This window comes from Paenibacillus sp. AGC31 (assembly GCF_057334655.1).
The window spans coordinates 167880-194800 of the sequence record NZ_JBHFJH010000028.1 but is presented as its reverse complement, the minus strand read 5'-3'; the positions used below and the strand labels follow the sequence as shown (position 1 = coordinate 194800).

The following is a 26921-nucleotide window of genomic DNA, read 5'->3' as shown; positions in this document are numbered from 1 at the left end:
AGATGTACAACTCCAATTATAATTTTCCAATTCCACCCTGTCAACGGAACCATGAAAACACTGTACCATCAGATTAGTACATCAGCATCAATCTACTTTTGTTCCTGACCATTACCGCTACTTAATTTTAATAGAAGCTCTTGGCTACTAACCTGTCCTGTAGCCTGTGGAATTACTTCCTCGTAGTTCGCAGAATTCGTTACGATAATCGGCGTTACCGTGTGATAACCAGCAGCCTTAATCTGTGCAATATCGAACTCAAGCAACAGATCTCCCGCTTGGACCCTGTCCCCTTCCTTGATATGGGAAACAAAATGCTGTCCGTCCAATTTAACGGTATCAACTCCCACGTGAACCAATATTTCAGCACCGGTGTCTGATACTACAGCCAAGGCATGTTTTTTCTTGAATGCAACGGTAACTGTACCATCAAAAGGCGCTACAACTCTGCCCACAGTTGGCTCAATCGCGATCCCTTTACCCATTGCTCCCGATGCAAAAGCTGGATCTGGAACTTCCGACAATTCCACAATCGTTCCTTCGATTGGGCTAAATACATTTTCGTCTGAAGCATTCGTTGCACGAACAGATTGCTGAGCGGATGTCGTAGGTTCGGTTTTTGTTTCTTCTTCGACCGGATCTTTGAAGCCCATGATGTACGTCAGTACAGCCGAAACAACAAAGGATACTACGATACCCAGAATCAATCCTGGGAAACCTTGCCCACCTGGTCCGTAGAAGATTGGCAAGGTCAGTAGTCCCGGTGCGCCAGATGCAAATGCCAATGTGCCCGCTTGACCAATGATAGCTCCACCAACTGCACCACCGATAACTCCTGCAATGAATGGACGTTTCAGTGGTAATGTTACCCCATAGATGGCCGGTTCCGTAATACCGAACAAAGCCGTCAACGTGGATGATCCAGCCAGCGTTTTCAGTTTTTTGTTCTTGGTTTTCAGCATAACCCCAAAAGCAGCACCCGTTTGAGCAAAGATAGAAGCTGTCGCAGCGGGTTTAACGCCATCCTGTCCATACACGGCAACGTTGTTGATAAATACCGGAATAAGACCCCAGTGTATTCCGAAGATAACGAGCAGCTGCCAGCTTGCACCCATAACGGCTCCAGCGAGCAATGGACTGAATCCAAATGCGGCAACGAGTCCGGCTGCAATTGCATTACCAACGTAGACACCAAATGGCCCGAATACCAACAGGGTCAGTGGTACCATAATCACTAGCAAAAATAATGGCGTAACAAAGTTTTTCACACTATCGTGAAGTGTTTTATTAAAGAATTTCTCCAACTTGCTCATCACAATGACAGCCAAAATGATAGGAATAACTGTAGATGAATAGTTCATCAAGATGACAGGGATACCGAAGAAATCCGTTGATGTTCCCTCTGATTTCAACGTGACGATGGACGGATAGATGAGCGCTCCTGCAATCGTCATCGCGACAAACATATTTCCCTGGAATTTACGTGCTGTTGTAACCGCTAACAACAGAGGCAGGAAATAGAAGAGACTATCTGCTGCTGCATACAGGATCGTATATGTTGTTTCTGTCGTTTCCAGCCATCCAATATTGCTCGCAATCAACAATAACCCTTTTAGAATACCGGCTCCCGCCATAACACCCAGAAGTGGTGCAAAGATGCTGGATATGATATCGATAATACCCCCGAGCCCTTTGGCTGCTTTGCGAGGTTTTTCTTTATCTGACGAATCGTCCAGAATGTTACTGATCTGTCCAATGGCACTATAGACTTCAGGCACCTTGTTACCAACAACCACCTGGAATTGTCCTCCGTTTTCTTTGACTGCGATGATGCCTTCTGTTTTCTCCAGTTTGGCTTTGTCTGCCTTGGCATCGTCCTTCAATACAAAACGTAACCGTGTTGCACAATGAACCAGCGATTCCACATTTTTCTCACCGCCAACCAGTTCTACAATCTCTTTGGCCAGTTTCTCTTGACTCATAATCTGCACCCCCACTTTTTCTCAAACAGGCCCTTTACCGATTTTTTTGCACGCAAAAAACCTAAGCCTTGAGCAAGGGGGCACAATGGTCCTGACCTTCTCATGACTTAGGTTTTGCCTGCATAACCAGTAACAATCCCAGTTAAATCGTATTTAATTCCTGTTAATCACATATTATTATAATTAAACCATTTTTGTCAACATTTAAATATTATCGATTAACCACTCGTTCGATATGAACGGTCAGATACAATTTTTCTTCATTGGTCAGCTCATGGTTGTACTCTTTTTTGACAAACAACTCAATTTTCTCCGTACACGCTGCGGCATCCGGATGTTTCTCCTTAATCATGTCATAGAAATGATCATAGTTGTTGTCGTAATGCGTACCACTGAGCACACGCTGGGAGAAGAACTTCAGATGTGTGATAAAGCGAAAATAACTGAGAGAGTCCTCATCAAATTCCATTTTGAAATGATATTTCGCTATATTAATAATCTGCTGGATAAACTTCGTAATATTCATCGTTGTAATAACTTCTTCGTTCATCTCTGCGTTGACAATATGAAGGGCAATAAAAGCGGCTTCATCGGGTGGAAGCTCAATATTCATGCGGGTGTTGATCTGTTCCAGCGTCCTCAGGCCCAGTTCGAATTCGGGCTTGTACAACTGTTTGATCTCCCACATTAATGCGTTCTTGATCTCCACCCCTTCCCGGTAGCGTTCAATCGCGAAGTTAATATGATCCGTAAGGGATACATAGATGTTCTCATTCAGCTTTCGGCCCAGATTCTCACGCGCATACGTGATGATCTCTTCCACAATTTCAATCAGTTCCATCGGAACTTCACGCAGCAGCATTTTGAAATTATCGGATGTTTGTTTGTTTTTCAATGCAAATACTTTCTGGATGCGGGTCTCGTCTACTTTATCCCCCGGCTTTTTCTTAAAGGCAATCCCACGTCCCATCACCACAAGCTCTGCTCCATCCGCTTGATAGATGCTAATGACGTTATTGTTGATAACCTTTGCTATTTTCACTTCAATCCCCCCGTCACGTTCCACTCTCTTGGCAGTTATACATCGTCTTTTGGGCATACAAAAAAAACCTGAAGCATCACAAAATAAACAAGACATGGTGGTCTGCTTTTTTTGGTGCTTAGGTTTTGCCTACGTCGTGTAGTAACAATCCCAGAAACGATATAATTGCGTCAAGTATAGCGCGAACCTGACTATATGTCAACGCTTTCAATGCAGGAACAATCGGAAGTCCCATGGTTATATAAATTGAACTAGATAATATTTACACTAGCTACTCCGATGACAGAACAACCTTCCGATCGCTGTTATCCCCAGCTTTTTTCTGTCCTTTCCGTTTTGTGTAAATGTTTAGTTCAATTTATATAGATGAAACTTCCGATGTTTTATTTCCGTACAAGACCATTTTAATTCAGAAAAATATAAACTACGCGTCACCCAAGTTTGTTCCATTGGATTCGATCACATTTTTGTACCACTCAAAACTCTTCTTCTTCAGCCGTGTCAGCTCACCTTGACCTTCATTATTACGGTCCACGTAAATGTAGCCATAACGTTTTCTCATCTCACCTGAGGATGCACTTACAATATCAATAGGTCCCCAGCTGGTGTAACCAATGATGTTAACTCCATCCTGAATAGCCTCACCCATTTCAGCTACATGTCGTTTCAAGTAGTCAATCCGGTATGCATCATCCACTTCACCTTCCGGTGTAACCACATCATTGGCACCAAATCCATTTTCAACAACAAACAGCGGCTTCTGATAACGGTCATGCAGTTGATTAGCGGTAATACGGATCCCTTTGGGATCAATCGTCCAACCCCATTCGGACTTCGCCAGATATGGATTGGCTACCGAACCAAATACATTACCACTGGTCATATTTTTGATAACTTCCGGATCGGTGCTGGTTGTACGACTTGAATAATAGCTGAACCCGATATAATCTACGGTATGATTTTTCAAGATTTCGGCATCACCCGGCTGCATAACGATGTTCAACTCGTGATCTTTGAAAAAACGTTTGGCGTAACCCGGATATTCCCCACGTGACTGCACATCGATGAAGAAATAGGACTCTCTATCTTTTTCCATGCCCTGGAACACATCTTCCGGATTACAAGTATACGGATAGAAGCTTCCTGCGGCGAGCATACACCCAATCATGGCACCCGGAATAATCTCATGACATGCCTTGACTGCCAATGCACTTGCAACCAGTTGGTGGTGAGCAGCCTGATATTGAATTTCCTTGATGTTATCCCCTTCATTAAACGCCAGCCCCGCCCCAAGGAATGGAAGATGAAGCAACATGTTGATCTCATTAAATGTCATCCAGTATTTCACCTTGTCTTTGTAGCGAGTGAATACCGTTGTAGCGTAAGTCTCGAAAAGAGTTACCAGTTCACGACTTCTCCAGCTGCCACACTTTTCAATCAGATGCACAGGCACATCGAAGTGAGCCAATGTAACCACAGGTTCAATGCCGTTTTTCAACAATTCATCAAACAGGTTATCGTAAAATTGTAATCCCGCTTCATTTGGCTGTGCGTCTTCTCCTGTCGGAAAAATCCGTGCCCAAGCAATCGAGACACGCAGTGCTTTGAACCCCATTTCTGCAAATAGAGCAATGTCTTCAGGGTAACGGTGATAAAAGTCGATCGCTTCATGTGAAGGATAGAACTCGGTAGCAAGCGGCGTAAAAGCCGGAACATTGCCTTTCATAATGCTTCTGCGGTTCTCTCCTGTTGGAAGCAAGTCAACGATACTCAGCCCTTTGCCATCTTCCAGATACGCGCCCTCCGCCTGATTGGCAGCAATGGCTCCACCCCACAGAAAGTCTTTAGGAAACTTAAAATTCGTCATCATCATTCTCCTTCCAAATATGTAATTCAGCTATCCGCTCCAATCGTAAGAAACATTAAAAAGACAAAATATTTAAGTTGAACTACACAATTACACATAAACGGAGAGGACAGAAAAAATCTGGAGAAGCGGAGCGTTCGCCTTTATCACCGGATTTCCCCTTTAAAAAGGGGATCAAAAAATCTGGGGATAACAGCGATTGGAAGATTGTTCTGGCCGCGCAGTCGTCTCGTGTAAAATCGGTTGTTCAACTTAAATAGAAAAAACCCGAACCAGCCTGGATACACGAAATTGTGTAAACAAGCCAGCTCAGGTTATGCCCATATCGGTAACATTCCCAGATCTTGATTATGCGGATTGGATAAAACTTTAGCAAGAATCAGAACAGTTGTCAACTTCTTGAAACCGGTTTAGCTTCGGATTGCCCACTACGATATTTGATAGAACGCAGCACATGTGCCGCCAAGAATCATCTGTTGATCTGATATAGGTAGGGCATTAATGTGACTTACAATGAGACCGTATACTTCAGAATACGTAGCTGAAACGTTGCTCACGGGCCAGTCGGACCCGAACATTAACCTTTCCGCACCAAAGGCTTCTATGGCGATATTCAGATAGGCTGTAAAATCCTTTGGAGTCCAATTTGCCCAGTCTGCTTCCGTCACCATCCCTGAAAGTTTACAGTACGCATTAGGTTGTGCGGCCAATGACTCAAGCGCTTCTTTCCAGGGTGAGATTATACCTGATTTTATGTCGGGTTTGGCTAGATGATCAAGTACAAATCGCTGTTCAGGAAACGTCTTAACCAGTTCCACCGCATAAGGCAGTTGCTCCTTGGATACCAACAGATCATAGGCCAAATCATACTCTTTTAGCAATGAAATTCCGCGCTGAAAGTCTTCTCTCAATACATAATCCAGATCAGGTTCATCCTGTATAACATGACGTACGCCCTTCAGATATGGATTGGACGCGAACAGTTCAAGCTGATTCCGAACTTCATCCGAACAAAGGTCCACCCATCCGACAACACCTTTGATACATTCATGCCGATCTGCCAGCTGCAGAAGCCACTCGGTTTCTGTCAGTGATTGTCTGGCTTGTACCGCAATACATCCATCCAGTCCTGATTGGAGCAATAAAGGTTCAAGATCTTCCGGAAGAAAAGATTTACGAATAGCTTTCATCTCTTCGCCAATCCATCCGTACTCGGCGACATTGTATTCCCAGAAATGTTGATGTGCATCCAGTTTCATATTAGATCCCTCCCAGGGTATTTAAATCTAATTATCATTCAAAAGCAACCTTATAATTTTCATTTCCAATGAAATAAACGCTTACTACACAATCTATTAATATGGCAAAATCACTGATTTTTACATGATTTTTATTCCAATTGTGCAGGTATTGTCCAATATTAAATCATGATATAGTAAATTACGAAAACGCTTTCAGTACATAAATCGGTGGTGATTCCAGTATTACACAAGTGAACTTTTGTTTGCGTTGAGCTCTATTTCCACCCTGCTTAACCGCTATTCATGTTCAACCATTCTCTATTCAAAGGAGACTATATTAATGAAAAAAAACCGCAAATCAGTCTTATCTCTTACGCTCGTGACCGCCATGATTCTATCTCTCTTCTCCTCTGCTATGGCTTCAGCTGCAACTGACAACAGCGAACAGGCCAATACCTCAGCCGCGCCAAGCAAAATGCAGACCTACGTGAACGCCATGGAGCCTGGCTGGAATCTGGGGAACTCTCTGGACGCCGTTGGTGAAGATGAGACAGCCTGGGGCAACCCGCGCATTACGAAGGAACTAATTCAGTCGATCGCTGATGAGGGCTACAACAGTATCCGTATTCCTGTGACCTGGGAAGCCCACATCGGTGACGCACCCAACTACACAATTGATTCCGCTTACATGAATCGGGTTCAAGAAGTAGTAGACTGGGCCCTTGATGCGGATCTCTACGTCATGATCAATCTTCACCATGATTCCTGGCGCTGGATCAGTTACATGGAGAAAGACCATGACAACGTGCTTGCACGTTACAACGCTGCTTGGACTCAGATTGCGGACAAATTCAAAGATGCATCCGATAAACTCATGTTCGAAAGTGTTAACGAACCACGTTTCTCCGAAGGCGGCACAACAGATGCAGCAATTGGATATCTCATGCTGGACGAGTTGAATACTTCTTTTCACAAGATCGTAAGAACTTCGGGTGGAAACAACGAGACACGTCCACTTGTGCTTCCAACGATGCATACCTCTTCCGCTCAGCCTGATCTGGATGAACTGAATAAGACCATTCAAAAATTGAATGACAGCAATATTATTGCAACCGTTCACTACTACGGGTTCTGGCCATTCAGTGTGAACATCGCAGGTTACACCAAGTATAACGAGGAAGTACAAAAGGACGTTACCGACACATTCGATCGGGTATACAATGCTTTCACAGCGAAAGGCATTCCGGTTATCGTCGGTGAGTATGGCTTGCTTGGTTTTGACCAACACACAGGTGTCATTGAGCAAGGCGAAAAACTGAAATTCTTCGAATTTGTTGGACAATATCTGCGTCAAAAACAGATGACCACGATGTTGTGGGATAACGGACAACACTTCGGTCGCACAAGCTTTACTTGGTCTGATCAGGAATTATTTGATACCATGAAAGCCAGCTGGACAGGTCGCTCATCCACAGCCGAAACGGACCTCGTATATCTTAAACAAAATGAAGCCATTCAAGATAAAAAGGTAAGGCTCAATCTGAATGGGAACAAATTCAATTCGTTGAAAAATGGCACCACCCCTCTTGTAAGAGGTAAAGACTATACGATCAAAAAAGATGTACTTACGTTAAAATCCAATCTGTTAACCAAATTGACAGCCTCTGGTGATTTAGGCGTAAATGCTACACTCACAGCTGGATTCAACCAAGGTGCTGACTGGAACTTCAATATTATTAAATATGACACACCTAAGTTGAACGATGCAACAGGTACAACCAGTGCATTTGCCATTCCGACTACGTTTAACGGGAACCAGCTGGCAACGATGGAAGCAACATATGCAAACGGAGAAAACGCCGGTCCACAGAACTGGACTTCGTTCAAAGAATTCTCCTACACATTTAGCCCAGATTACGAACGTAATGTGATTGAACTGAAACCTAACTTCTTCAATGAAACCAATGATGGCGAAGTCACGCTTAAGTTCCATTTCTGGAACGGAGATGTGCTGACGTACAAAATCACGAAAAATGGAACCAGCGTTGTTGGCGTAACTTCCAAATAAGAACTCATCTAACGTTCTGTTCAGAGCTTTAAGCTCTGGCAGAACGTTTTGTTTCACAATTGAGCGAATAACGTACAAGTGGCCCTTCATACCTTTACACTAACTAGGATTGAGGGGGAAATGTCATGTTTAAACGTGTAGACCGTCTTGCCATCGAACTACCCATATCCAATAATCCGGACCCTAATGGAGCTAGTGCAGTTCAGGAGTTGCTTGGTGGAAAGTTCGGGGAAATGTCAACATTAAATAACTATATGTTTCAGTCATTTAATTTCAGAGGCAGATCCAAGCTGCGTCCTTTTTATGACATTGTTGCAAGTATTACCGCGGAAGAATTCGGCCATGTCGAACTTGTCGCCAATACGATTAACCTCATGCTTGAAGGTTCCACTTCACCAGGCGCCCCGGACTCTACCCCGCTACGTGTAGGCAAAGACGCACGGATGACTTCACATTTTATCGAATCGGCTCAGACAGCGCTCCCGTATGACTCCATGGGAAGACCCTGGAATGGTTCATATGTCGTGAGCAGTGGCAATCTGATCTTTGATCTGTTGCATAACTTCTTTCTTGAATGCGGAGCAAGAACTCACAAAATGAGGGTCTACGAAATGACAGACAACAAAACAGCCCGAGAAATGACAGGATACCTGCTTGTACGCGGAGGTGTGCATGTTCTTGCGTATGCCAAGGCACTGGAAATTGCAACAGGTGTGGATGTAACGAAGATGTTCCCTATTCCACGACTGGATAACAAAGCTTTTGAAACGACACGTAAGTGGGAAGCGAAGGGTGAGCACCGCAGGTTGTACACGTTCAGCGACAAGGATTATCAGGGCATTGCCCAGATCTGGAAAGGGACACACCCAACCGATGGCGGTAAACTGGAGGCTTTTGCAGGCTTGCCGGGGTATGGAGGGCCAGTGCCTGAGCTACCTGATCTGCCGGAAGAATTTGCGCCAGGGATATCTGCAGAAGATCTAATGCAGATTGCAGAGCGACTGAAACGGCACGCTGGCCTATAGGATTACGATTAAAGTTTGTTAATTCATCGGGCGTAGATTGGATAATCGTAAAATGGTGCTCTCTTGCGTGCTAACTCACTTGGATTACTTAGATCACCGATGATCTGTTTCTTTAATTTCATACGATTGTACACAAAAAAGGGAAACGGGTGAGATAAATCTCTCCCCGCTTCCCACTTTATACTCCTCTATTGTGGCTCAGTAAAATTCACTACAAGTACCACTTCCCCATTGGCTTGCACACGACCGGTTGAGGTTGCTGTAACAGTTGCTATCGTTTCGTTTCCACTTGGGATCAACACAGGTGTAATCACCGGCAGACCCGCAGCCTGAATGACATCCATGTCAAATTCAATCAACAATTGTCCTGCAGTTACACGATCTCCGCTATTCACATGCGCGGTAAAACCGTTTCCTTTTAGTCCAACCGTATTAATTCCGATATGAACCAGCATCTGTACACCCGTCTCATGCTCCAGAATCACCGCATGTTTACTCTTGTTCATGACATGTGCAATGACACCATCAAACGGTGCGTACACTTTTCCTTCTGATGGCTCAATGGCAATGCCCTCACCCATGTGTTTTTCCGAGAACGCCGGGTCAGGAACCTGCTCCAGAGCAACGACGGTACCGTTCATTGGCGAAGCGATTTCGAGAAAATCTACCTTAGGACGATTGCTTGTAACGGCATCGGTAACTGAATTAAGACGCGGATTAGAGTCCTCTGCTCTAACTTCAGTTGATGTTACTCCACTGTTGTCATTGCTCACCGCTTCTTCTGCAACTGGTTGATCCTTATATCCAAAGAACCAGGTAAGTGCAAATGCAATCGCCATGGCAACTACGTTGGACAAGATATACAACGGCAGTTGGCTGTTCAGATAGAGCAGTGTACCGGGAATAACCGTTACAGCCATGCCTGTACCTTGCAGATGGAACAGGGAAGCGATGAAACCACCCACACCACCACCAACCAGCCCCATAATAAATGGTTTCATATAACGCAAGTTAACTCCAAAGATGGCTGGCTCGGTAATGCCTAGAAATGCGGACAAAGACGAAGGCAACGCGAGGGCTTTGAGTTTCATATTTTTGGTCTTCAGACCGACTGCGAGACAAGCCGCTCCTTGTGCTGCCATGGCACAGGTAATGATGGCGTTGAACGGATTGAATCCCGTTTTCTCCAGTAGCTGAATCTCCAGGAAATTAAAGATGTGATGCACACCGGTAACGACAATAATCTGATGGAAGAATCCAATGATAATACCTGCGATGCCAAACGGAAGATCCAATACAGCAGTTGTTCCATGCAGCACCCACTCTTCCAGGGAATGGAATACGGGACCAATAGCGAAAAGTCCAAGCGTAATCATGACTGTCAACGTAATAAAAGGAGTCAGAATTAAGTCCAGTGCCTCAGGTACCCGTCTTCTTAATACCTTTTCAAACTTGGCTCCAATCAAACCTACAAAGAACGCAGGCAGAACCGATCCTTGATAACCCACGACAGGTATAAAACCGAACATATGCAGCGGCTGTGCTGATCCATCTGCCACCGCGTAAGCATTGGGTAATGCGGGATTGACCAGCATAAGCCCCAGTACAATACCTAGTACCGGACTTCCGCCGAATACACGGAACGCAGACCACGCTACAAGCGCAGGCAGGAATGCAAAAGCCGTATCCGTCAGGATTTGAGTGAACAACAGGAAATTGGCCGAAATATCATCAGGTGTTGCACCGAACAACGCCAGAATTTCATTTTGGGTAAGTAATCCGCGCAATCCCATGAACAGTCCTGTAGCTACCAGAACGGGAATGATGGGTACGAATACGTCACCAAATGTGCGAATAGCCCGCTGAAAAGCGTTTCCTTCCTTTTTCCCCTGACTCTTCACATCATCCTTGGACGTTCCTTCAATGCCCAGCTTCTCAACCTCTTCAAAGATTCGATTCACTGTTCCCGTACCAAAGATAATCTGATATTGACCCGAGTTGAAAAAAGCCCCTTTCACCTTCTCGATGTTCTCGACCGTTTTCTGATCAATCTTTTCTTTATCTTTCACCATGATGCGAAGACGTGTTGCACAATGTGCAAATGATGCGATATTCTCTTTGCCCCCGATGGCATGAATGACTTCCTGGGCAATGCGTTGATTCTCCGACATGTAATCTCATTCCTCTCACGTAATACTTAATAATTCCATTTTGCTGCTTCAAAATCAGCTTTGCCTCCGTGTGCAAAAAAACGAATGTCCACGCTGTCCCGGCTTGGGAAAATGCGGCTGGTAAAGACCTCCTCACCATCGTTTACAAAGACCTCGACTGAAGATGCATCTACGAACAGATGGAACTTAATCACGTCCGCAGTAAGTGTGCACTGTCGTACAACGCCATTCTGCTCTGCCAGCTCGGTACCAGACATCGTCCGATCCAAGACAACTTTCTGCTGAATCCGATCATACAGAAGAACCGTTTTTTCAGTTCCATTTGCCCGGAGTTCGATGCCTACAATCTCTGCATCTACAGGGCTTATCTCACATTTCAGCTCATAGGCAATCCCATTAAAACCAGTGAAAGATCGGCTTTCATTGTCAATCGTTGCGCGAATATGAGTCCCTTCCTCTTGCAGACGCAATTGCACCATCTCTGTAACAGGTAGCTGGATTAGCTTGCCGTCTCGGAGTGACAATTGCCGAGGAATGGTCAGGCAATGAGCCCAGCCACTATCGTCTGTCGGATATTCCAGATCGGGAAGTCCCATCCATCCAACCAGAATACGTCTTCCGTCCGGAGCCAGCATCGTCTGCGGAGCATAGAAGTCGAATCCACGATCCAACTCCTGAAATTCACCATGATTGAACTCTCTTGTCTGGAGATTGAGCGGCTCACCGATCAGATAACCGGATTGAAAAATATTCTGATAATGATCTCCCGCAGCGTCTATGCCTTGTGGGGAAAAGACAAGCACACCTTTCCCGTCCATCTCCATATAATCCGGGCACTCCCACATGTAACCAAAGGAGGTTAATTGCGTACGAATTTCACCAAGAAACTCCCAGTTGTTCAGATCAATGGAGCGATACAGCACTGTACATCCCGTCTCGTCTGTTCTCTGCGCACCAATTACACAATAATACGTGTCTCCTTGTTGCCACACTTTGGGATCTCTGAAGTGTTCCGTGTATCCGTCTGGCACAGATGAGATCACTGGATCATTCAGTTTGGATACTGAACCGCTTTCATCCATAACTGCCAAGCATTGATACGGGTGTCTGACCCAAGCCTCATCCCTCGTATTGCCCGTGTATAGCAAGTGCAACTTGCCGTCTTTTTCAATCGCACTGCCGGAATAAGCTCCGTGTGAGTCATACCTGCCACCCGGTTCGATTCCAATCCCGACATTGTCCCAGTTCACCAGATTCTTCGAGCGGGTATGGTACCAGTATTTCATGCCGTGTTCTGTTCCAAGTGGAAACCACTGATAAAACAGATGATAATAGCCTTGATAATATGCAAAGCCGTTAGGATCATTAAGCAGACCTGTTATCGGCTGAATGTGATAACTCTGTCGCCAAGGACATACGGAGATCTGTGCTTCAAGCTTCGCAACCTCTCCAGGCTCTCCTTGCTCAATTCGTCTGTAGCGTTGCTCTCTAGTCATTTTCATAGCTGTTCTCCATTCTTGCTTATATAAGTTAGACCAAGAAATTTCACACTTGGACTACGATGGCAGAACAATCCTCCGATCGCTGTTATCCCCAGATTTCCTGATCCCTTTTCTAAAAGGTGAGATCCGGTGATAAAGGCGAACACTACGTTTCTTCGAATTTTTTCTGCCCTCTTCGTAAATGTTTTTTTCTTATATAACTTATACGAAAATCAAAATATAGGAACCGGTTCCACTCAAAGCAAAAAAATAATTCCATATGGCATTAGTGCCTGCCCGTGTTCGCATATCCGCATTGGATATTCATAGTGGAACCGGTTCGATGGAATTATCATAAAGGATATTTTTATAATTTGTCAACGCTTTCTCGAGGAATTAGTTCTACGTTCAGTGTTGTTCGTTCCTCCACCGACTCGCCTTTGACCAGACGAATAATGTGATTCGCCGCTACTTTGCCCGCCTGCAAATAATGATATTTCACAGTCGTCAGCGTGGGATGAATCATCTCCGTAATGTCGTATCCGCCAAATCCGGTAACAGACAAATCTTGCGGTATGCGGATTTTATTGGAGAACGCAATCTTCATCACACCCAGTGCAATATTATCCGTAGCCCCGACAATGATCGTTGGTGTGATTTCTTTCAAAATGGCTTCAGCGGTAACGATGGCTTCCGACATCTTAAAGCTGGTCTCATAATACTTAACTTCACATTCTCCACATTCGGCAATTGCACGCTGGAACCCTTGTTTACGATAGATCCCTACCGCCCGATCCTTCTCGCTAACCCCCATATACACGATCTTGCGATGACCCTGTTCGACGACATATTTACCCATCTCATAACCTGCCTGGTCATCATTGTGAACCAGACTATGTAGTTGCTCATGCTGCTGCCCCACCAACAACACGGGGATACGTATGTCCTCCACTGCTTTCAGATGTGCTTCAGTCACTTCAGCAGCCAGCAGAATAATGCCCGATACCTTCTGTCGTGCAAAATCATAGATGGCATCAATCTCGCGCTGCATGTCCTGGCTCGTATTTGCGATAAGCATCTGATACTGATTACTCCGCAGTTCTTCATCAATTCCGATCAATGTCTGGGATGTTGCAAAAGAATCAAGACGTGGCACAACCGTACCAATAATACTGGTCTTCTTTGCCTTTAGACTCTGTGCAAATGTGTTGGGAACATAATTGTATTGTTTGATAATGCGCTCAATCTTCTGGCGTGTATCTTCACTAACCGATCCGCCGTTCAGGAAGCGAGAGACCGTGCTTTTTGCCACACCTGCCATCTGAGCGATATCAGAAATGGTTTTATTCATAAAGACTCCTCTTATTTCTATTAGCTGGTTTACCTTTTATTATACTTCGAATCGCAAACCCATGGCGAATTTGATTCAACTCCATTTATCGTACATCTATTGTACATTTCCGATGTAATAGCAAAAGCCCGATGGCAATGTGACTTCATACCGAAGTATGATCCACATTCATCAGGCTGTTAAGCTTCCATATACACGTTTGCACAGACCATTAAGGCAAGGCTAATCCCTATCCCTGCTGACTCAGACCTCAATAATAATTGGCAAGATCATAGGTCTTCTCTTTGTTTGAGCGTAAATATAGTGACCGATCTCGTCTTTCAGCTTTCTTTTGATCACATTCCACTGATTCACCCCAGCCCCGGTCAACTCATCCATCCGGTTTAGAACAAGCTCATGGATCTCATGCATGAATTCTTCCGAATCCTTAACAAATACAAACCCTCTGGAGATAATTTCGGGTGATGTGACCATCTGTTTTTCCGTTTTGCTCAGTGTAGTCACAATCACCAGCATGCCATCGGAGGACAGTTGCCTGCGGTCGCGAAGTACAATATTGCCGACATCACCCATGATCAGACCGTCTACGAGACTATTTCCTGATGCAATTTTGGGACCCAGCGAAGCAATGCCATCTTTGTACTGGACCATATCCCCATTATTCACGATAAACACATGATCACGCTCTATACCTACGGATTCAGCAAGCAGTCTGTGTTGATACAACATGCGAAACTCACCGTGGATCGGAATCAGATAATCCGGTTTCATCAGGGTAAGCATCAATTTGAGTTCTTCCTGACTGCCGTGTCCCGATACATGCATCCCAGCTGCACCACTTGAACCATATATCACACGTGCTCCAAGAACATACAGGTTATCAATTACATGTGCAAGATTCCGTTCATTACCCGGAATGGCACCGGCAGCAATAATGACCGTGTCCCCGGCGTCAATTCTTACGTGAGGATGTTTACCGGATGCCAAACGTGACAAGGCTGCCATCGCTTCTCCCTGGCTACCAGTGCATAATACAACAACTTGTTCTGGTGGAAACTGATCCGAATCGATAGCTTCAATTATCAATCCGTCAGGAACTTGCAAATACCCCAATTCACTGGCTACCGATACCACATTCACCATACTTCTGCCCAACAGTGCCAGTTTGCGACCCGTCTCGAATGCTGCATTCACAATCTGCTGTACCCTGCTGACATTCGACGCAAAGGTGGAGATGAATACTTTTTGTTTTGCACGGATAAAGGCATCCAGAATGTGGTCTCCCACAACACGCTCGGAAGGTGTAAATCCGGGTCTTTCTGCATTGGTACTCTCGGAAAGCAAAATATGGACACCCTGTTTGCCAATCTCGGCCATGCGGTGCAGATCTGGGAAAGGTCCATGTACAGGCGACATATCAAATTTGAAATCTCCGGTATGCACAACATTGCCTGCTGGAGTCTGAAAAAAGATACCAAGACAATCCGGTATACTATGACTGGTTGCAAAAAAGGAAACCTCGATTCCTCCCAGCGTAATGCTGGAATGAGCATCGATCGTATGCAGGTCCGCCTTGCGCAGCAGCCCATGCTCTTTCAGTTTAAGCTCGATCAGCCCACGAGTGAGCCTGGATGCATACACCGGAATGTTCATTTGTTTTAACAAATAGGGAATGCCACCAATGTGATCTTCATGTCCATGGGTAACCACAAGACCCCTTACTTTATCCAGATTCTCCAGCAGATACGCTACATCCGGAATGATTAGATCAATACCAGGCAATGTCTCATCGGGAAACTTCGAACCACAGTCAATCACGATGATGTCCTGATTGTACTGGATGAAATACATATTCTTCCCTATTTCATTCACGCCGCCAAGTGCAGCGATATACAGTTTGTTGTGGGATAGATTCAACTCCATTATTCCTCCTCTGCGTGGCAATCGTATACGATACAGGTTATATTCTTAGTATGGAAGCAATCGCCTCACTTATGCATTTCAATGTGATTATGCCAAAAAAACCACCACGGAATTTTCATTCCATAGTGGTTTATACGAAACTTAAATACAGTTACACCAATGATTTATCACGCTGTAGTAGTACATCTTGTTCATAGGTTTTGATATCGGTAATCCACTTTTCACGAACTGGAACGCCTTGCTGAGCACAATAGTAGTCCCAGATCGCGCCAAACGGATAGGATTTGAACTCTTCTGTTAAGGCAAGGCGCAACGTGTAATCCCCTTCCAGTTCGGCTTGTTTCAAGGCATCCACCGGTTCGAGCATCGCTCGGAGAAGGGCTTTGATCGTGTTGCGAGTACCCACAACCCATGCAGCTACACGGTTAATACTTGCATCAAAGAAATCCAGTCCAATATGTGTGGTCGCAAGCAGATCATGTCGAACCAGTTCACGGGCAATTTCCAGTAGCTCATCGTCCATAATTACCACATGGTCACTATCCCAACGCATCGGTCGGCTTACGTGAAGCAGAATGCCACTTGTAAACAAAGACAAGGACGACAATTTATTGGAAATAACCTCTGTTGGATGGAAATGACCCGCATCCAGGCAGATTAACGTATCATTTTGCAAACCGTAACCCATATAGAATTCATGAGAGCCCACCACATATGCTTCTGAACCCAGACCAAAGAGCTTACTCTCTACCGCGTCCAGATTGTGCTCTGGATTAAGCGGTTCGGCGAATACTTGATCCAGCGATTCTTTGAGACGTTTGCGTGGTGTCAACCGGTCAACTGGATTATCCTTGAATCCATCCGGGACCCATACATTGGTTACACAAGTCTGACCAAGCTGTTCCCCGAAATAAGCACCAATCTGGCGGGATGCCTTGCAGTGATCAATCCAAAACTTGCGAATTTCAGGATCTGGATGACTGAGCGTGAACCCGTCACTTGATTTTTCATGGGAAAAACATGTTGGGTTGAAGTCCAGACCGAGTCCTTGTTCTTTGGCCCATTTCACCCAGTTCTCATAATGCTTCGGTTCAATCTGATCCAGTTCAACCTGCTCGTCTGTATCCGTGTAGATCGCGTGCAGATTGACCTTATGTTTGCCGGGAATCAGAGCAAAAGCTTGCTCGAGATCGTTACGAAGTTCTGCTGGTGTGGTCGCAGCCCCAGGGTATTGACCTGTAACGGAAATACCCCCTGTTAACTCCCCATCTTTATTCAGAAAACCTTTGACATCGTCGCCTTGCCAGCAGTGTACGGATACTTTGATCTCCGCGAGTTTGTTCAGTACCTCGTCCGTATCAATTCCGTGCTGGGCATACAATGCCTTGGCTGCTTCATACGCTTGCTTGACTTGGTTATCCATCCGCAAGAACCCTCCTATTTTAACGTGTAAATGCTGCCGGTACACCGCCATCAATGGTCATCATACAACCGGTTGTTTTTTCGGATTTCGAAGAAGCAAAGAAGGCAATTCCTTCCGCAATATCTCTTGGATAGATATTCACGAGCAATGTCGTCCGTTTGCGATAATACTCTTCCAATTGATCCGGTTCAATCCCGTATGCCGCTGCTCGTTCATTTCTCCAGGAACCGTTCCAGATCGCTGAACCCTGTAGAATGGCATCTGGAAGAATCGTGTTGACACGAATGCCATACTCTCCACCTTCTGCTGCAATACAACGTGCCAGATGTGCTTCCAGCGCTTTCGCTGAGCTGTAAGCCGAGGCACTTTTACCCGCATACACCGAGTTCTTGGACCCGATAAATACCATGCTTCCACCTATACCCTGCTGTTTCATCAGCTTGAATGCTTCACGAGCCACGAGGAAATACCCTGTGCCCAGTACATTCATGTTCAGGTTCCATTCTTTCAGGGATGTTTCGTCAAATGGGCTGGATGTGGCCAATCCGGCATTGTTCACGATGATATCCACTCCGCCATATTGCACCGCAACATCAGCATAAGCGGATTGAACGGCTTCCTCATCGGTGACGTCCATTTTCAGCGCATAAGCACGATTTGCACCGTACTGATCATTAATTTCCTGTGCTACCTTCTGTGCGCCTTCCAGGTTGAGATCAGCAAGCACCACATGTGCGCCTTCAGATACCAATCTACGTGCTGTTTCACTTCCGATTCCGCCTGCTCCACCTGTGATAAACGCCACTTTACGAGAGAATTCGGTTTCCGCCGGAGCCAGTGACAATTTGTACAATTCCAGCGGCCAGTACTCCACATTGTAAGACTCGTTTGCACTAAGTGATACGAATTGGCCCAAGCTAGTAGCTCCACGCATAACGGCAATCGCTCTGTGATACAACGCTCCGCTTACTTGGGAAAGCGCCCAGCTCTTACCTGTGTTGATCATGCCCACACCTGGAATGAGGATAACGCGTGGTGCCGCTTCGAACATGACATCACCTTCGTTTTTGTTGCTCTCAAAATACTGCTGATATTGCTCTTTGTAGGCAGCCACACCTTCAACCAGCTTGGCTTTTAAGCCTTCGATATCTTCCGCATTGGGTGTCCAATCGATGAACAGAGGTACCACTTTAGTATGTACCAGATGATCCGGGCAAGCTGCGCCCACCTGAGACAATTCCGGGGAATCTGCTCCGCCCACAAAAGCAAGTACGTCCTCTTGATCATCAAAGGACAAAATCATTTTTTTGCTATCCGATACCGCTCCACGAATCGTTGGCATTACACGTGATACGATCTGACGACGAACATCAGCGGCAAGTGCCGGGTGTTTCACACCACCAAACAAACTTTCTTCGTTCACTCGTGCTTCTATGAAATCTTCTGCTTCATTGATAATCTTGATCGTTTGGGCGTAACATTCCTCGGATGTTTCTCCCCAAGTGACAAGTCCGTGTTTTTCCATCAGTACGAGTTCGGCATTGGGATTCGAGAATACGCTTTCAGCAATCATTTTAGATAACGTAAACCCAGGGCGTACGTAAGGCACCCATACAAAACGATCACCGTATATCTCTCTGGCCAATTCCTTCCCGTTATGCGCACAACACAGGCTGATAATCGCATCCGGGTGCGTGTGATCCACATGTTTATATGGAAGGAACGCATGCAGAAGAGTCTCGATGGAGGCGCGCGGGTGCTTGGCATCAATCATGCAATGTCCCAGATATTCAACCATCTCTTCATCCGACATGGATTCACGTTCAATTAATGGTCGAATGTCTTCGAGCCCAAGTCCGGTAAAATGTTTTGCTTCCATGGAACCCAGATCTGAGCCGCTACCTTTCACATACATTACTTCTACATCACGACCACGAAAATCCTTCACTGTCGTTTTGGTAGACGTATTACCACCGTAGATGTTACATACGCTGCGATCAGATCCAATCAGATTGGATCGGTAAACCAACTGCTCAAGTCCTGTTGTTTTCTCAGAAGCCTGCGATGCATCCCATAAACTCTGTACCATTTGTTTCCCTCCGATAATGTTTGTTTTATTCCTAATTCGAGTTTAACATCTTTGTTTTATTTTGAAAACAAAATATTTTAAAACAAAACGGAAATATTCAAAAGTCATCATAGATTGAGCTATTTTATTAAAAAAACACCCTGACGTAACCGTCAGAGTGTTCCTGTTTCATCGGCGGATTAGAAAACCCCCGCTTTTTGAGAAGTGTTTTTAATACCATAGGTATCATTAACTACAGTGTTGCCAAAGCTCGTTAAGCTTCCGTTTGGACCTGTGGCCATGTCCAGATAGTTCAGACCGGAACTGTTTCCGTACCACGACCAGGCAAGCCAACCTACCCCTTTTTCCTGACCATATCTCATGATGGCATACTCGTCCACATCACCGTTTGTGTGATATCCCCCGAATTCACCAATGATCAGAGCCAATCCTTTGTTCAGCACATTCTCCATATTGGCTTTGACCGTTGCAGCATCTTTGCCAGCATACTCATACATATGAATGGAGAAGACCGTATTTTTTTGAGAATCGGCTGCAAATACACTTTGTCCATAATCCACGATGGATTGAGGGAACTGTCCCCATCCGGCTGCATCCACAATTAGCGTATTTTTAATTCCCGCATTTCGAAGTTTCGGAATGGCTTTTTTGTAACCATCAGCCCACGCACTTCCATTCCACGTTCCATACCATTCATTGGCGATGTTAACGATGACCCGATCTTCTTTGCCAATCAAAGCTTCCTTAATGCTAATCCAGTAGTTCACCGCCGCATCCAACGAATTATAGTCATCTTTCCCTGTGGCGTCATGTACCTCGAGTACAGCTATCATTTTATTTTGGTTAACCACATTAATAATATTTTTAACAGCGTTCAGATCATCTTTGGTGTACAGGCTACCATTCGAAAGAACAATGCGTACCGTATTGGCACCTGTTTTGGCGATGGCAGGGATAGCGGTATTCAAATCATTTTTGAACCAGGAATGTCCGTGATTAACACCTCTCATGACAAAAGCCTTACCTGTGGAATCATACAATTTGTTACCGCTTACATAAAAACCTGTAGCAGCAGAAGCTTTGGGGGCTGCACTCCCTAATACCATGAACATAAGAGCAGCAATAACCGTGAAGATTGTACACTTTTTCAGATTAACCATTCGTTTGGAACCTCCTGTATTTGTTTTTTTTATTTCAATTAACCCTGCTCCAGGCAATAAGTTAACTAAAATCGTTGGTAATAGAAGTTCTTTTGTTAGCAAATAAACAACTAATAACTTTATTATAGTTACGTTATTTAGTTTAAATAAACTTTATCGTTAAGGTTATGAGGTTATAATAAATTGAAAACGCTTACCAGTCAAGATCTTTTTACTATGATTAGGAATCATTTGTTTTTACATAACACAGCAAAAAGGGCTCTCTCCCCTCACAATCGTTCGGAGAAAGAACCCTCTGTATTATTAACGAAAGTTAACTGTTGTTTAAGTCTTGTTTATCTGTTGTTTAACTCCTGATTTAGACTAAGTGTCTTCTCTAACTCCCGACAATACTAACCCAACTCGGTACTGTGATCTCACCCGAATCTCATTAAACTTTCCAATCTCCACGCCCTCAAACCGCTCCACATAAGCCTGATTCACATAACTCTCAGTCGTCCCTTTTCGAATTGGAGTTATAGACAGACGAAGCGCGTGATCAGCCAGCAAATGACGGGATTGTTTCAAACCAAGCATCCAGCTGTGTCCATAGTGAATATGATCCGTTAACATCTGATGATGAATATGTGCTGTTGCAACGTCTCCTTCATAATCAATCTCAACCCACACGTCGTCTACTTGTTCCGGCCACGCTGTGTCCAATCTCAGTGTTGCTGCATACTCTTTGGGAGAATCAACCTCTACAGCAGGCTCGTAAGACGAAACTTGGAATGTATACGTAACGAATATTCCCGGCTTCGACTGTGATGACACAGCATATTTAGAAGCTGAAACATGCTCTGGAGCCGGATAGAAGGATACCTCCATCTCTGGTTGCTCCACGGATGTACATAGGAGCATCTCATTCTGTACATACAGATGACTGCTGCTAATTACAAGCCTTTCTTCTCCGCCCACACGGAAACGGTAGGCATTCAAGGCCTCTTCACGGGTCAATGTAATGATACGTATGGCCATACCGTCCGATGTTGTGATCCTCAGATGATGGTCTTTGCCGGCAATCGGATGTATCACAACTTCATTCCCCTGCTCTGATACTGTACCTTCGGGCATATCCACATTTGTAACAGATGCTGTATCAATAACATACTCAGGCGCCATACCTTCATGGGCATAAAAGACAGCTGTGAGTTCCTGATTTACCATAAATCGGGTCAGTGGCTGAACGGTAGCACTAATGATCTTCATTCCATTCAGATTCATATGGAAAGGCAGAATGGCCGCCATGCCGGATTTCAGCCGCATCGTTCCTTCTCTGGGATAAGAAGCAGTCCCTTTGCTGGTATGCAGCTCCAATTGGATATCACGATCAGGCATCGCCACATGATCCTGATAATTATTCATGAACAGGAATCCCGAGCCATCTTGTTGCCGAACAGACCAACGCAGATCCAACGTGTTCTCCGGGGTTATAGATTGTTGACCATCCGGTATAACACAGCCCATTGGTGCAAGCAACTCACCATATGCTTCCAGGAACATGGACAAGCTACGAATGCGGTCATACGATTCACCAATACGTCCGAATTCCCCGAGTGGGGCCTGATAGTCATACGTCATTTTCGGCAATGCCTGTTCGTTCATATATGAATTTTTGCCTATCGGATTGGTCCCCCCGTGATACATATAATACCCAACCAGATTGCTGCCGTTCGCAAGCTTCACAATGGTCATCGCCTCGACACTGTCCGCATCAACAACCGGACGAGCGTGATAACTGACTTGCATGCCCCCAGCAAGCTCGCAATACGCAGCAGGGTACTCCAGACTGTCATAATCCACTTCTTCCACAGGATTCATATGCAGATCCCGGAACAAATACTCCCGGCTTGGAGGCTGATTGGGAATCCATGGTGTGTACGCATACCCCGCGAGCATCGGCAACGTTCCTTCTTCAGGCACGGCAGCATTGCCCCAGGCCGTGGCAGTATAGAACATCGGCTTCATACCGACTTCTTCGGCAATATGGCGAAGCATCTTCAGATGTTCTCGTCCATCCCGACCGGAGGTAATGTATTTTTCGCGGGTATACCCCCATGCATCCATGGGTGCGCCAGCGTGCATGTACTCATTTTCCAACTGTACCCCGATAACAGGGCCACCCTCCTGATAAAAACAGCCGTTGAGCTGACGGGCAATCTCCCGATATAATCGCTTGGCGTAATACAGATACCCTTCATCGTTCGACCTGACTTCGAATGGATAACTGAATAGCCAATCCGGCATCCCCCCATTACGCACTTCCCCATGACAGAATGGACCAATTCGCACGATCAGCGGCAGCTCATGTTTGCTACACAGATCCACAAAGTGCCGTAAATTCAGATTTCCTGACCAATTAAATTCGCCTTCCTGCTCCTCGTGAAAATTCCAGAAAACATAGGAAGCGACAATGTTCACCCCGCCTGCCTTCATCTTCAGTAATTCTTCTTCCCACTGCAAGTAAGCGAATCTGGAGAAATGAAACTCACCTACCACGGGAATACGGGGTTTAGCATTACGAGTCATATAATAGTTGGTAAAATCATACGATTCCCCTTGTGGACTTTTGCCACCACTGCCAGTCATGCGACCCGCACGAATCTCTTTATCTTCCGCATCCAATATAAAGCGAATCTGGCTACCTGCTATATTATCATTCATGGATTATATAACTCCTTCGCTATAAATGGGATGTGTTGAACGATTATCAATTATCGATGGATGATTGCCCCTTGATGATTGGGATTCTTCTCCAATACCCGCTCCAACTCAAGTTTGGCTTCACTCGTCCGACCCAGCCCCAGAAGACCCAATGCCCGCATATATCGGCAATGTTCTTCATTTCGCTGATTGAGATCGTCGTCAAACACTAGGAAATCGGGCAGAGATACCGCAAAATAATCCATTCGGATGTGATCATGCATATGTCTTTCCGCATAGTCAATGAGTTTGTTAAAGCGTTGATTTGCTTCCTTCACATTGCCAAGTTTCTGCCAGGCCAGACCCTGATAATAGATGGATTCCGGCGGTTGATCATTATAAAACATCGCGCTTGCCGGTTCATTCAAACCGATGGATGCTCTGTGGAAATTCTCCTCTGCCGCCTGATCATTCTTCAGTTGCTGGTAGGCACAGCCAAGATAAAAGTAAACGGGGTTGTCTCCGGCTCCCTCCAATTTACCTTCACCTAAGTTCACCGGGTAAACCAAAGCCTTCTTCAACAATTCCATTGCTAGTTCAGGTTGTTGTTTCTCCAGTTTTCGCTTTGCCAGTTCTGTCAGTGCCGTAACATATTGTCCTGTTACCTTGCCTTCTCCACCCTCCCATGGATGAAACCGCCGGGTCTGAAGGGCATTCCATGCTTCTTGATGACTACCTTGCATATTCAGTAAAGTCACCCACTCGATGTACAGATCGTCACGATGATGAACCAGCTCCATGTGATCTTCCAGCTGTTTGATTCGATGCTCGCAGGAATACCCCATCTTCTTGCGCAGCTGATCCAACTCGTAGAAGACCCGTGCATCTTGCGAATCCAACCGGAAAGCTTCCTCTAATGATGCCAGTGCAAGATCGGGCCGATTCGACTTGTTATAATAAGCCAGTCCCAGATTCCGATGTACAGTCGAATATGAAGCATCCACCTCGCGTGAGGTTTCCCAATGGGTGATTGCTTCCTCGTAGCGTTTATGATCATATAACCAATTTCCCAGGTAATAGTGAGCACGCGCATCATTCGAATCCACTGCCAATGCATCCTGAAGCACCATGAATTCAAATAACGTATTAGGAAAACAATAATCCGTTGGAGCAGCTTTCCCCTGCTTTTGACACTCCCGGGCCTGCTCCACATCCCTCAGCTGACGATATAAGTAAGCCTGAGCATAACCAACCATAGGATACGGCTGTGCAATTTCGGATTCAACATAAGAGAGTACCGTCAGTGCTTCTTCCCACAATCCACAATCCGCGTAGTCTGCGGCTAGATTCAGATAATTATAAACGTCTCCTCGCATCAGACGATGGAAATGCTCATGTGTTTGCCCCGCTTGTTCTCTCTCTAAAGGTGTAGTCGCTCCGCTATAGATCAGGACTAATTCATATGCAGCTCCAAATTCAACCGGGTCCAGTTCCAATGTCTCACGCGCATATTGGATCGCCTGTTTATCTTGACCTATTCTACGTAACAGAGCCACCTTCAGATGCCGAGCCTTATAATTTCTGGTATTACGAATCAGCGAACGTTCGATGTGATCCAACGCTTCGATGTACCGATGTTGCCCCGTATCGATCTGAGCAAGCATGTAATAACCCATATCCTGATACTGTGCAGACCACACGGCTTTATACAGTGTTGCGTAGGCTTCTTCCTGTTTCCCCTGTAGTTTCAAACTCAGACCGAGTTGGTAAAATGCTTCACTATCATACGGATTTGTATTTTTCCATGTCAGTGATTGCACGGCCTGTCTGAAATGCTTCTCTGCATCTTGAAACAACCCTCTACGCAGCAGCAATGTGCCATACGCTATGTTTAGACGAATATCCGTTGCATCACGCTTCAAACCTTCCAGATAATAAGGTTCCGGTTCATACGTGGCATGCCGATATTGTTCCAAATGAAGACCCGCCAGATATAGTTGTTCATTCGTACGAATCTCGGATGGTAGCGAGAGTGGTGTGGCCGGATCTGGAACTTCCTGGATCTCAGTACGTTCAGGCTGATAGGCCACAAGTTCTTTTCCTTCCACAGTTCGAACACTTAACTTCAACTGATGCCATTCATCTTGTCCGCTCCACGGGAATGAAGTCTTATATACTTCAGTGGGTGAAATTTTACATTTGTCCTGGAGATACAACGCGGTCAGCCCTTTTACTTCAACGATCACTTGTTCAAAAACCGACGTCGCATATACCATCACGGTTACCATTCCGGTCGTTTCGTCCATTTCCAGATTAACCGCTGCATCAATCGTTGCGTTTTTGACCATACCAATTCCTTTATACGGCATAAAATACTGCGAGAATGATTTCGCTTCATAGGGCTGTAACCACGTAAAATCAGGCTGATTATCGGTATAGATCCCTGTCATTAATTCAATATAAGGTCCATCCTCGTCCGTTAACTGACGATCCCAGGCTTGCCCGAATTCCCCGTTCCCCCAGGTCCATTGTTTCTTGCCCGGAGAAATATGATGATTGGCTACATGCAACAAACCTGCCTGAACCCCGTGGTCATAACCCCCTACAAAATTATAATCCGACTTATACGCCATATAGGATGTTGGAACCGGTATGTTTTTGTATCGCGAGATATCCACACCTTCGGAATAGTCCATCTTGTAATAGGTGCCGGTTGCGATTGGAAAGCGGGATACGTCCCGTTTTCCGTGGTCCAGCACAGCCGTTACATCAGGTGGAAAAACGGATTGTGTATGATCGTTAACAGCTACAGCCGGGTTGGCCCACCATAGAAAAGTTTGAGGTGCGCTGGTACGATTGTATACCTCGGCATGGATTTCAAGATAGGCTTTGCCGGGATGTAATGTGAAGCCAGCGGTCATTTTGGTACCATACATGCGATCAATCTCACCCACCCACACGGTAGCGCTTCCATCTTCATTACTGCCAAATGTATAGTCGACTGGACCAAACGTGTTGGGCCGATGATGCTGTGGCCAGTTGAATTCAATTCCTCCGGAAATCCATGGCCCTGCCAGACCCACAAGTGCAGGTTTAATCACCCGGTTATAATATACAAAATCGTAGTTGTTGGTCCGATCCAGCGCACGATAGATCCGTCCCCCAAATTCGGGCATCAGCTCGATACGTACATATTCATTTTCAAGAATAATTAATCGATACGACTTCATTTGGGCTTCATCTTCAATGCTGTCGATCACGGGATGCGGGTACACCTTACCCGAACTTCCCTGATAGATTCTCTTTTCAAGAAACATCGGATTTTTGTCCGGTTTACCTGTACCATAGGTTGGAATATCTCTGGTTTCTTCCCATATGCGAACATTGGATGTCGCTGTCACGTGATTCAATTCCCT

15 protein-coding genes are annotated in these 26921 nt (G+C 45.3%); 2 read left to right on the top strand and 13 right to left on the bottom strand.

Going from position 1 to position 26921, the window contains the following annotated elements; translation table 11 throughout:
- Positions 1-92: 92 nt before the first annotated feature.
- The 4 genes from ACE04G_RS15200 to ACE04G_RS15185 all read right to left on the bottom strand — a co-directional run bounded on the left by ACE04G_RS15200 (position 93) and on the right by ACE04G_RS15185 (position 6150).
- On the bottom strand, positions 93-1982 hold the full coding sequence (locus ACE04G_RS15200) for a beta-glucoside-specific PTS transporter subunit IIABC (RefSeq protein ID WP_449004479.1): 1890 nt from the start codon (positions 1980-1982) through the stop codon (positions 93-95).
- A gap of 211 nt (positions 1983-2193) precedes the next feature.
- Positions 2194-3024 carry a BglG family transcription antiterminator LicT gene (gene licT, locus ACE04G_RS15195; RefSeq protein WP_215075086.1) on the bottom strand — a complete coding sequence of 277 codons (831 nt, stop codon included), beginning with the start codon at positions 3022-3024 and terminating at the stop codon, positions 2194-2196.
- Positions 3025-3448: 424 nt separating this feature from the next.
- On the bottom strand, positions 3449-4891 hold the full coding sequence (locus ACE04G_RS15190) for a 6-phospho-beta-glucosidase (protein ID WP_449004478.1): 1443 nt from the start codon (positions 4889-4891) through the stop codon (positions 3449-3451).
- A 428-nt stretch (positions 4892-5319) separates the two neighbouring features.
- Complete coding sequence (locus ACE04G_RS15185) at positions 5320-6150, bottom strand: amidohydrolase family protein (protein ID WP_339184696.1); 831 nt, start codon at positions 6148-6150, stop codon at positions 5320-5322.
- Between the two features lie 322 nt (positions 6151-6472).
- Between ACE04G_RS15185 and ACE04G_RS15180 the strand changes: the two genes are divergently transcribed.
- Positions 6473-8200, top strand: a complete 1728-nt coding sequence (locus ACE04G_RS15180; RefSeq protein ID WP_449004477.1) for a cellulase family glycosylhydrolase — start codon at positions 6473-6475, stop codon at positions 8198-8200.
- A gap of 125 nt (positions 8201-8325) precedes the next feature.
- Entirely contained in the window at positions 8326-9225 is a 900-nt protein-coding gene (locus ACE04G_RS15175; protein WP_101313990.1) for a manganese catalase family protein, read from the top strand.
- A 188-nt stretch (positions 9226-9413) separates the two neighbouring features.
- Here the strand turns inward: ACE04G_RS15175 and ACE04G_RS15170 are convergent, their stop codons facing one another.
- The 9 genes from ACE04G_RS15170 to ACE04G_RS15130 all read right to left on the bottom strand — a co-directional run bounded on the left by ACE04G_RS15170 (position 9414) and on the right by ACE04G_RS15130 (position 26915).
- A complete protein-coding gene (locus tag ACE04G_RS15170) occupies positions 9414-11396 on the bottom strand; it encodes a sucrose-specific PTS transporter subunit IIBC (protein ID WP_449004476.1) in 1983 nt (660 codons plus the stop codon).
- Positions 11397-11422: 26 nt separating this feature from the next.
- On the bottom strand, positions 11423-12898 hold the full coding sequence (locus ACE04G_RS15165) for a glycoside hydrolase family 32 protein (protein ID WP_449004475.1): 1476 nt from the start codon (positions 12896-12898) through the stop codon (positions 11423-11425).
- Between the two features lie 346 nt (positions 12899-13244).
- On the bottom strand, positions 13245-14228 hold the full coding sequence (locus tag ACE04G_RS15160) for a LacI family DNA-binding transcriptional regulator (protein WP_405132185.1): 984 nt from the start codon (positions 14226-14228) through the stop codon (positions 13245-13247).
- 243 nt (positions 14229-14471) lie between these two features.
- Positions 14472-16151: a ribonuclease J gene (locus tag ACE04G_RS15155; RefSeq protein WP_405132184.1), complete on the bottom strand. Its 1680-nt coding sequence runs from the start codon at positions 16149-16151 to the stop codon at positions 14472-14474.
- Between the two features lie 151 nt (positions 16152-16302).
- On the bottom strand, positions 16303-17574 hold the full coding sequence (gene rhaA / locus ACE04G_RS15150) for an L-rhamnose isomerase (RefSeq protein WP_221819547.1): 1272 nt from the start codon (positions 17572-17574) through the stop codon (positions 16303-16305).
- Positions 17575-17593: 19 nt separating this feature from the next.
- The gene (locus tag ACE04G_RS15145; RefSeq protein ID WP_449004474.1) at positions 17594-19663 is read right to left on the bottom strand and encodes a bifunctional aldolase/short-chain dehydrogenase; all 2070 of its coding nucleotides are present in this window, start codon (positions 19661-19663) and stop codon (positions 17594-17596) included.
- A 179-nt stretch (positions 19664-19842) separates the two neighbouring features.
- Positions 19843-20775 carry a glycoside hydrolase family 5 protein gene (locus tag ACE04G_RS15140; RefSeq protein ID WP_397376245.1) on the bottom strand — a complete coding sequence of 311 codons (933 nt, stop codon included), beginning with the start codon at positions 20773-20775 and terminating at the stop codon, positions 19843-19845.
- Between the two features lie 411 nt (positions 20776-21186).
- A complete protein-coding gene (locus tag ACE04G_RS15135) occupies positions 21187-23526 on the bottom strand; it encodes a beta-galactosidase (protein ID WP_221819550.1) in 2340 nt (779 codons plus the stop codon).
- 50 nt (positions 23527-23576) lie between these two features.
- Complete coding sequence (locus ACE04G_RS15130; RefSeq protein ID WP_221819551.1) at positions 23577-26915, bottom strand: DUF5107 domain-containing protein; 3339 nt, start codon at positions 26913-26915, stop codon at positions 23577-23579.
- Between the last annotated feature and the right edge of the window lie 6 nt (positions 26916-26921).

Bases quoted from the DNA above. Each gene is read 5' to 3' on its own strand.
- ACE04G_RS15200 (WP_449004479.1), bottom strand. From the start codon at position 1,982: ATGAGTCAAGAGAAACTGGCCAAAGAGATTGTAGAACTGGTTGGCGGT.
- ACE04G_RS15175 (WP_101313990.1), top strand. From the start codon at position 8,326: ATGTTTAAACGTGTAGACCGTCTTGCCATCGAACTACCCATATCCAAT.
- ACE04G_RS15135 (WP_221819550.1), bottom strand. From the start codon at position 23,526: ATGAATGATAATATAGCAGGTAGCCAGATTCGCTTTATATTGGATGCG.
- ACE04G_RS15145 (WP_449004474.1), bottom strand. From the start codon at position 19,663: ATGGTACAGAGTTTATGGGATGCATCGCAGGCTTCTGAGAAAACAACA.
- ACE04G_RS15180 (WP_449004477.1), top strand. From the start codon at position 6,473: ATGAAAAAAAACCGCAAATCAGTCTTATCTCTTACGCTCGTGACCGCC.
- ACE04G_RS15185 (WP_339184696.1), bottom strand. From the start codon at position 6,150: ATGAAACTGGATGCACATCAACATTTCTGGGAATACAATGTCGCCGAG.
- ACE04G_RS15140 (WP_397376245.1), bottom strand. From the start codon at position 20,775: ATGTTCATGGTATTAGGGAGTGCAGCCCCCAAAGCTTCTGCTGCTACA.
- ACE04G_RS15165 (WP_449004475.1), bottom strand. From the start codon at position 12,898: ATGAAAATGACTAGAGAGCAACGCTACAGACGAATTGAGCAAGGAGAG.
- ACE04G_RS15155 (WP_405132184.1), bottom strand. From the start codon at position 16,151: ATGGAGTTGAATCTATCCCACAACAAACTGTATATCGCTGCACTTGGC.
- ACE04G_RS15170 (WP_449004476.1), bottom strand. From the start codon at position 11,396: ATGTCGGAGAATCAACGCATTGCCCAGGAAGTCATTCATGCCATCGGG.
- rhaA (WP_221819547.1), bottom strand. From the start codon at position 17,574: ATGGATAACCAAGTCAAGCAAGCGTATGAAGCAGCCAAGGCATTGTAT.
- ACE04G_RS15160 (WP_405132185.1), bottom strand. From the start codon at position 14,228: ATGAATAAAACCATTTCTGATATCGCTCAGATGGCAGGTGTGGCAAAA.
- ACE04G_RS15190 (WP_449004478.1), bottom strand. From the start codon at position 4,891: ATGACGAATTTTAAGTTTCCTAAAGACTTTCTGTGGGGTGGAGCCATT.